Origin of the sequence: Legionella gresilensis (assembly GCF_900639865.1) — a bacterium.
Lineage (GTDB): Bacteria > Pseudomonadota > Gammaproteobacteria > Legionellales > Legionellaceae > Legionella_C > Legionella_C gresilensis.
Genome location: NZ_CAAAHX010000030.1, coordinates 1 through 8,740, shown reverse-complemented (window position 1 = coordinate 8,740; position 8,740 = coordinate 1). Strand labels below are relative to the sequence as shown.

The window sequence follows — 8,740 nt, the reverse complement described above, 5'->3', positions numbered from 1 at the left end:
TTGAAATAAATCAAAATGAGTATGCCTTGCAATCACGCGAATCGCTCGATTTTTTTTCTTAGGCGCCTGACAATTTAAGGCGCAGTTTTGACAATACGCTGCCCTAAAATGATACAGTGTGTAATCATTTTTTAATAATTTACCTGGTTTAAGTTCGTGATTAGCAGGACAACGATAATTATCTTTTTCTGAATCGTAATAAAAGCCAGGTGTTATTGTTCGTTGTGAGGTGCCGCTACGGGTACTTAATAAAGGAATATAGGTGGTAATACCCACTGATTTGAGCGTTGAAATAATATGCCCTGAACCATAGGCGCGATCAGCGATGACTTCCTTAATGTTATGGCTTAAACCTAACTTAATCGCATTGAGCTGCTCAAGGTAAGGTTGTGAGTCGTGAACGGCACCTGTAGTTATTTTAATGTCCAAAATAACGCGACTTTGACTCGTTGTGCAGACATGCGCTTTATATTTTAAGGTACAAGGCGCGCCCTTTTTAAACGCTAAGCTTGCATCAGGATCGGTTTTACTTTGATGGGTTTTATTAGAGACAGTTCGTTTAGTAAGCTTAACACCTCGCTCGCCTTGGTTCGCATCTTCACTACCAGATTTAGGCATGAGTGAATTAAGAGACGCATTCGCTTGAAACAAGGTACTATCTGTCATAACACTTTTAGTGTTCAGTAAACCTGCTTGATGACATTGGTTTAGGATGGCATTAAAAAATGATTGAAATACCCTAAACGATAACCGCTTAAAAAAACGACTAAGCGAAGAATGGCTTGGTACAGCTGAATCCAACGCTAACCCGCAAAACCATCGATAACTAATATTGTATTTTACTTCTTCTATCAGACGTCGGTTTGTGGGTATTGAAAATAAATAACCAATAAGCAACATGCGAAAACACAGTTCTGGCGATATAGAGGGCCTACCATTATTAGGACTATAACAAGACGCAGTGAATTCATTAACAAAGGAAAAATCAACAGACTGGTTAACTTTCTTTAATAAATGAGTCGGTGCAATAAGGCTGTCTATAATTGAGTTACATGAATTAATCAGTTCATTCCTAAATCTACCTTGCATGCTATTACAACTGCGTCAAAAGCCGCTGATTAGATCATTACAAGCTTAATGTGTAAAGTTCTTTCACCTTTTGCAACAGGCCGGACCCTTTTTTGAGACATATTAAGTAGAAAATTAAGTCAAAAGCCCTGGTTGAAATCAAGCGCTTGAAAATTTATTTCAGGGTTAATATTTAGAAGTTTGTAACAAGTTTCAACTATATTAAAACTTTTAGAACTATGATCTGGTTTAAATAAAGAGTGCAAATAATTTCGTTGATGTTTTAATTCATCCTGATACGGTAAAAAGGCTTCAACAACCGTTTTTTTTAGTTCATCTAAAGAATTATGATTTCTATTTACAGTAGCTCTTATATTATCAAGGATTTTAATTTTATGATCGCTTTGTTGAATTAAATTAAAGAAACTACCTGATTGTGAAGCTGAGAGGCGTACGATTTCACTATCTATTGAGTGAATTATTTTATTTTTAACTTTATTAGTAACCCAATGATTTGGTTCTAAATAAGTCATTAACTTTTCAAGAACAAATTGTATTTTCGAGTTTAAGCAGTTAGTAGGAAATAAATGGCTAATGATTTCAAGTAAAATAGCATGTGGTACGCAATAAAATTGACTACCTTTTTCATAAAATCCAATAACTACTTGTATTAAACTAGGTAGCGCTTTGTTTATTGATAATTTCATTGTGATTTCATTTTTGATAGCTGAGTTGATGTTATCAGGAAAAAAAATAGTAGTGAGAGTTAAATTGTTCTCTAACATTTTAGAAATAGTTTGTAAGCTTTTTATTTGTGTATTTGGATGAAGTAAACGAAAAATATCAATATTGAACCTCTCTGGCGTTTTGCTTAAAGCAAGAGCTAAATTAAGTTGTGCAGGATGTCCAGATATAGCAGCATAGTGGGCAATAGTTCTCCCGTAATTACTCCTAATACCAAGTAACTCTGGCGTGTTCACCTTAATCCAATTTAACGCTTCAAGATTTCCAGACAATGCAGCATAATGAGCAATGGTTCTGCCATGATCATCCTTGAGCGTAAGTAGTTCAGGAGCGAGTTGCTTAATTGAGTCCAGTAGTTCAAGGATTGCAGACCAAGCAGCGTAATGAACAACGCGGGCGCCCCAATTATCCATTAAATCAGATGTCAATTTATAGTTTAATTTAGAAATAAGGTCTAAACGACCGGTCAATAAATATACTTGCCACAATTGGTTAATTTTTAAAGGTGTTGTAGATATAGTCCCTACTGGTGGGTATAAACGTCGATATAGCCTAATATTGTCTGACTTATTTAAATGATAGAGCGAAAGATTATAGCTTACGCCTAAAGAGTTTAGTAAGTCTTTATTAATAGTATTTTCAAATTCTTTTATGGTCATTAAAGTTGTCAGTAAATGTACTATTTTAATTATTATTATCAATTTAATCAATGAGTTAGTTATGTTAATAATTAATGATAAGTTGTATATTTAATTTATTGCAGTGTTGCAAAAACTATAGAAGTCGCATAAACATAAATTCAGGGCAAATTTCAGCTGTAAATTTCAAACAACTGGTTGATAAATGAATCTCCATTTTGCTTGCTATACATCTAGATATTAAACTGTCCTTTTCTAAACATTCGCATGATTTCAAATCCTTTAATGGTGGCATAAGCGGTTTTCATGGACTGAAATCCTCTGACCGGATGAATAAGGCGCTTAAGTTTTCCATGATCCGCTTCCAAGCGATTATTACGATACTTTATTTGTAAGTGTTGAATGTGTGCAGCAAGCATATTTTCCTGTTTTAAATGTTTAATCGCTTGAGCATAAGCGGGATTTTATAAGTATTGAGCACGCTGATATCACAAGTAGGATTGTTCTTAATTAATTTCTTAAGAAACCATTTAGCAGCAAGGGCATTACGCCGATGAGAAAGATAAAAATCAATGGTGTTACCATCTTCATCAATCGTTCGATACAAGTATTACCATTTGCCCTTGACTTTGACTTTGACATACGTTTCATCCAGATGCCATCTTTGGAATAGCGCTTCTTCTACCAGTTCAGCCTTTTTTTAGTTCCGGCGCATAGAACCGAACCGAATGATAAATGCTAATGTGATCAATTAATATCCCGTTCCGCCATTGTTGCTTTTAAATCACGATAATTGAACCCGCATTTAAAATACCAAAATACGCATTGCAGATGAAAATGGCGTCATTTAAAATCGAGGATAAATTCTAACTAGAATGCGTCCGAGCCGATTTTTTGAAGTCATTGAAACTACTTCCGAATACTACAGCTAACTTTTCGAAACACCACCCTATACATTTCTATCTGTAAAGCTATACTAGCTTTTAATTTTTTATATTGGCCAATAGAAATGCTTAATTTCAATCTTTATCTCTCCAATTTTCAAAGTCTTATAGCCTATCAAGAAGCGACCTTTATCAAACATGGGCTTGAAGAAATATTAAAGGGCAATTATCAAAATTACAATCGATTAATGACGATATTTCATTCACCAATATTTAAAAAACAGTTGAAATTAGAAGATAGCCTACAACAGCTTATTAGTGTCATTAGTAAACAATGTCAACAAAGAATTAAAGATAACAATTGCTCGCATGCAAGGGTTTTACAGGGATGTCTTTTGGGAATAGGCTGTGTTGCCATTCCACAAAGCACTATTCATTTATTTGATGAGGCTATTAAACTTAATAATACTTATGCCATGAACGAACGTGCTCTAATATATGAAAACAGTGAGAAGTGGGCGGACGCTATTAAACTTTATGAGCAAGCTATTCAATTAGGCGATGTCGAGGCCATAAATAATTTGGCCGTTTTGTATAAATATGACAAACATGAGTTTAGTAATTTCTCTCGAGCTATTCAGCTTTTTGACCAAGCCATTCAATTAGGAAATAGTAATGCCATGGTTAATCGCGCCATTATTCATCAAAAGGGTGAAAGTGGGACAAAAAATCTTCCTGAAGCCATACGGCTTTATGAACAAGCTATTCAATTAAGTAATGCAAAGGCCATGGTTAATCGTGCTAATATGCATCAAGAAGGTCAAGGCAGCGTGAGAAATTTGCCTAAGGCTATTGAGCTTTATGAGCAAGCTATTCAATTAGAAAGTGTGGATGCCATGTATAATTGTGCAGTGGTTTATTCGCAAGGAGAATACAAGGATTTGTCTAAAGCCATTAAGCTTTATGAACAAGCGATTGAATTAGAAGATAGCTTTGCCATGAATAACCGGGCTATTATGCACCTAAAAGGTGAAGGGGGTCCTATAAATTATCCCGCAGCCATTGCACTGCTTGAAAGAGCAATTTGTCATGGACATGTATTAGCACAAAATAATCTTAAATCGATAAAAATTGATAAAATTACCGCCAAAAAGTTATTAGATTATATTTGGAATGATTTAGTAGAAGGCCAATCTTTTACAACTAATACAATCAAAATATTAAGTCAATATTGTAAAGAAGACATTATCACTCGCTTAAAAACATCCTCACTCAGCACAAGCCTTTCATTCTTAAAGCAATTAAAAACTAATCCTAATCATTCTCTTGCTTTAGTCCTTAATGATGGACAAACGGCCCACCAAAGCCAAGAATTTAAAACTTTAATAGCACAAGCTAAAAGCCTACTTAACACACGCGTCACTTTCTTTTATGAAGGATGTAAAACTGAGGAAGGCTCTTCCTTAAATATCTTTCCTATGGAAATCAAAGAGAAGATATTTACTTTCGTTCAACCAGGTTTTAAACAGGATAAAAAAGCCAATGATTATTTACCCAGCCTAAATAGATAGTAATTAATAGGTCGTCTCAAAAAAAGAGTCGGGATGTTGCAAAAAGTGAAAAAACTTTACACATTTAGCCTGGCATGATCTAATCAGCGACTGTTAACTCAGTTACAATGGCTTCTGCAAGGTCGATTTCGTAATGAACGTATTAATTCAAGTAACTCCCGACAACCTTATTTCGCCAACTGATTTATTAAAAAAAGTGAACCAGTCTGTTGATTTTTCCTTTGTTAATGAATTAACGGCGTCTTGCTATAGCCCCAGCCCTCTATATCACAAGAGCTGTATTTTCGTATGTTACTTATTGGTTATTTATTTTCAATGCCGTCAAACCGGCGCCTAATAGAAGAAGTAAAGTATAATATTAGTTATCGGTGGTTTTGTGGGTTAGCGTTAGATTCACCTTTACCCAACCCTTCTTCGCTATTATTAAGGTAATAGGAATAAGTGCTTTGTTGCAAAAAAGATTAATGGTATAAATTCTCAAATTTTAAGCAAATCTCAACTGTTTAAAGTTTTAATACATTGTGCAAAAATTTGATAACAACAATTTGGGTATAAAAACTAAAATTTAATAATTAAATATAATAATTTTTCTTATTAATCGAATTGTTTTAATAATAACTGACACTTTATCGTTAAAGAAGTGTTTAGTAAGCGTTAAAACTGAACTTCCATATTACCGGTTAATGGTTAGGAAATTAATAAATGACCAAGTTAAATATTGAAAAAACTAGCAATAAGGAATCATTTAAAACTAGATTTTTTAATCATTATGTTTATCCTGCATTTCGATTTACAGAATTATCTCTTTTCGGTTATGCAAGAGACGCTTTATTTAATCAAGAAGAGCTTATTAAGAAAATACTGACTCCCATTGCACTAGAAGATAAGCAAGGGATAGCTCTTGCACGTGTAGGACCTTGGTTGCCTTTAGGGCAGACTAGATATATTGCTGTAATTGTACCCAAATCAATTAAAGATTTGGATGAGCTTTTAAAAGACGTAGAAACACAACCTGATGGCCGGAGTGTATTGAATTCATTTTCTGAGATGATAGGCCAAACTTTATCAAATAACACGGGTCATTTTGCGCGACATGAGCGACAAAAACTACTTAATTTCACTGGGAATGTTCCATTATTTTATCCAATTATCCAAAAAAACTTCAAAGAAGCATTACATGAGTGGAGTAAAAAAGAAGATAGCTTTGTTTTACTCGATGCAATTAAATTACTCATGCGTCAAACCACTTCTGAAGCAATGATAGGTAAAGATCAAAAACTGACAGAAGAAGAAAATACAAATGTGAATTTAGGCTTTAAATGGATTAAACAAAAACTTTTATTCCCTTACTCCATATCAACTGCCCTAAACTTTAACTATCAAAAGAATGTATATAAAAATGCGTCTTCAAAATTCATTGAAAAGCATATGGCAGATCTCAAAAGGGGTTTGGAGCAACCAAAAACGAATGTACTTGCTGATATTATTCGAGAAGATGAAGCAATAAAAAATGCTACCAGTATAAATCTTGAAGCTCAAATTCATGAAACAACAGATCGCGCTATGTTAATCACTGGGGCAATGGACGGAGTTTACATTAATTTAGTGGGAATCTTATTGCAGCTTATTAAGCACCCTGACGTGATTAAAAAGTTACGCTATGAACTCGATCAAAGCTGTGAAATAGATGAATCAGACTATAAAACTCTTAAAGAAAGCGATCTCAAAAATCATGAATTTAAACCTACTTATCTTGACCAAGTGATTAAAGAAGGATTACGCTATATTTCTTCTGCCCCTATCATACCTCGATATACTTCCATAGGTGTTAATAAAGGAAATATTAAACTCCCGCCTTATACAACTATTCTTATAAACATCGAAGGCTTGCATCATGATAAAAAATTCTGGGGTGACGATGCAGATACTTTTAATCCAGATAGATGGTCAAGAGAAAGAATTAAAGAGGTTAAACAATTTAAGGATGAGCATTTCTTACCATTCTCCACAGGGCCACGCCCTTGCCCAGGGATAAAAGTTGGTATCTTATCGTTAAGAGCTTTTATTAGTGAATTAATCCTTAACTATGATTTAATCGCTAGTCCAAATCAGGCCGAACCTATCGTTGATCCAACCTCAGCGTTGGTTGTGGATATTGGCCCAGGTTTTAAGGTTTCCTTAGAAAAGCGTATTTCACCTGTCAATGAAATAGTAACAAGCTACTCGATGTGACCATAAATAAAAAATAGCGATAAATTGACGCTATCAAGTTAAATTAGGAATTCCAATCAATATATTTTAAATTTGTTCGAAAAAGCAGACCAAAATCAACTTCCTTTTTACCATAAAATATTTGGATTTAGGCTGCCGTTTTATCATGGGTTACATAATTGCTCTATTTTCAAGTGCAATCTTTAATGGAAATATAAGTATAGTACTTGAGGCTTTCATCAAAACTGAAACTAATATAGGTATATTATCTGAAGATATACCTATTACAATGTGACATAATAAAATTAATTCTCTTAAAAATTCATGGAAGTCAAAATAGCAATGTATTTCTGCACGAATTTTTTATATCATCTTTCTCTTCGATTTGAAGTAAAATTCTAGCCAATGAATAAGTATTTTGTCCTTCATTAGGCCTTCGATATTAAAGTTTTTTAAATACTGATTTTTTACTTCCTCATCCTTACTTATTTTTAATATATATTTTAACTTACTCCTTTAGATTATTAGTTAAAGTATAAATAAAGTTTGATTAATAAAATTTTACAAAGATTTACCAAGAATATTAATAATTAGAATGGCTTTAAATTAAAAGAGGTTTTAAATTTTTAAAATGAGGCGCTAAAATTCTTATTTGAGGACCTCTTTAATAACCGTATACATTCTTGGACTTCAGTTCTTTTTATTTTTCTTAAGAGGCCCTTTTTTAGTTTAAATATATTCTTTTTAGGGAGTTAAATAAAAAATCATAGCTAGAAACGACTGCTTGTGGAACTGCCCCTAACCTACTCCCAAAAATTATAAATTAATCTTTTGAAGTGGAACTGGTTATTGATAGTTATTTTTTGTTTAGGTGACTTAAGACTAGAGCTTAAATTGAAAATAAACTTAAAAATCTGAATAGAAAAATAGTTTATAAGCCTCTCCACAAGAATTCTTAATGATGATTACTCTTACTTAAATTAGTTTTTGTGGCAGATTTTTAGAAAATTTCCTTTCTTAAATACAATTTAGCCATATAGCCTTCATTATAATAACCCATAGACTGATAGAAATCATGAGAGCCATCTTTTGCTCGTCTTAAGCCCGACGTAAGATCAACGATACAAGGACTTGACTGCTTTGCGAATTCTTCAGCCTTCTCCATCAATTTCCTTCCAATACCCTGACCTCTAAAATTTTTATCAACGACCAATCCTTCAATGTGAATCCGCGTGGTAGGCGAAACAAAAAGATAGCTTTTTGACCAGGCTACCCAACCAACAACAATACCTGCCTTTTCAGCATAGTGGATACCCTAACTGCTCTATTAAAGGCAGCAGGTTTGGAACATCCTCTATTAGCGCGTTACGTATAGTAATCTCTGATGTCATATTTTTCTCTGCTAATTTTTTAATAATGGAATAACTTAACCAAATAATCTTCTTATCATAGATAATGTGCTAAAATAGTTGTGTATTTTATGAGTTAACTTACTATTATCTAGCTCTCAAATCGTCAACGCATACTTAGCTTAGTGACAAGCGACTTTTAGATAAATACCACACAGCTTTATCCACAGAAATTGTGAATAACATGTCGGTGTCGCGAAATGTTTCGTTTAAAT

General features: G+C 33.4%; 6 protein-coding genes and 1 pseudogene. 3 read left to right on the top strand and 4 right to left on the bottom strand.

The window, feature by feature from the left end:
- The 3 genes and pseudogenes from E1P04_RS17185 to E1P04_RS17175 all read right to left on the bottom strand — a co-directional run.
- Nucleotides 1-1,089 (bottom strand): transposase (locus E1P04_RS17185; RefSeq protein ID WP_207386058.1); only part of this gene is annotated, 1,089 nt, incomplete at its 3' end.
- A gap of 119 nt (nucleotides 1,090-1,208) precedes the next feature.
- Nucleotides 1,209-2,471, bottom strand: a complete 1,263-nt coding sequence (locus E1P04_RS17180) for an ankyrin repeat domain-containing protein (RefSeq protein ID WP_131784085.1) — start codon at nucleotides 2,469-2,471, stop codon at nucleotides 1,209-1,211.
- A gap of 212 nt (nucleotides 2,472-2,683) precedes the next feature.
- Nucleotides 2,684-3,281: pseudogene (locus E1P04_RS17175) on the bottom strand (IS6 family transposase).
- A 178-nt stretch (nucleotides 3,282-3,459) separates the two neighbouring features.
- Here E1P04_RS17175 and E1P04_RS17170 point away from each other — a divergent pair.
- The 3 genes from E1P04_RS17170 to E1P04_RS17160 all read left to right on the top strand — a co-directional run bounded on the left by E1P04_RS17170 (nucleotide 3,460) and on the right by E1P04_RS17160 (nucleotide 7,137).
- Nucleotides 3,460-4,905: a tetratricopeptide repeat protein gene (locus E1P04_RS17170; RefSeq protein WP_131784084.1), complete on the top strand. Its 1,446-nt coding sequence runs from the start codon at nucleotides 3,460-3,462 to the stop codon at nucleotides 4,903-4,905.
- 264 nt (nucleotides 4,906-5,169) lie between these two features.
- Nucleotides 5,170-5,337 (top strand): transposase, encoded by a 168-nt coding sequence (locus E1P04_RS18485; RefSeq protein WP_427853588.1) that lies wholly within the window; start codon nucleotides 5,170-5,172, stop codon nucleotides 5,335-5,337.
- A gap of 270 nt (nucleotides 5,338-5,607) precedes the next feature.
- A complete protein-coding gene (locus E1P04_RS17160; protein WP_131784082.1) occupies nucleotides 5,608-7,137 on the top strand; it encodes a cytochrome P450 in 1,530 nt (509 codons plus the stop codon).
- A 979-nt stretch (nucleotides 7,138-8,116) separates the two neighbouring features.
- On the opposite strand, the gene E1P04_RS17155 is transcribed toward E1P04_RS17160, so the two are convergent.
- Complete coding sequence (locus E1P04_RS17155; RefSeq protein ID WP_242604523.1) at nucleotides 8,117-8,404, bottom strand: GNAT family N-acetyltransferase; 288 nt, start codon at nucleotides 8,402-8,404, stop codon at nucleotides 8,117-8,119.
- Nucleotides 8,405-8,740: the final 336 nt, after the last annotated feature.

Coding starts and splice junctions, on each gene's coding strand:
- E1P04_RS17180 (WP_131784085.1), bottom strand. CDS start 2,471: ATGACCATAAAAGAATTTGAAAATACTATTAATAAAGACTTACTAAAC.
- E1P04_RS17170 (WP_131784084.1), top strand. CDS start 3,460: ATGCTTAATTTCAATCTTTATCTCTCCAATTTTCAAAGTCTTATAGCC.
- E1P04_RS17160 (WP_131784082.1), top strand. CDS start 5,608: ATGACCAAGTTAAATATTGAAAAAACTAGCAATAAGGAATCATTTAAA.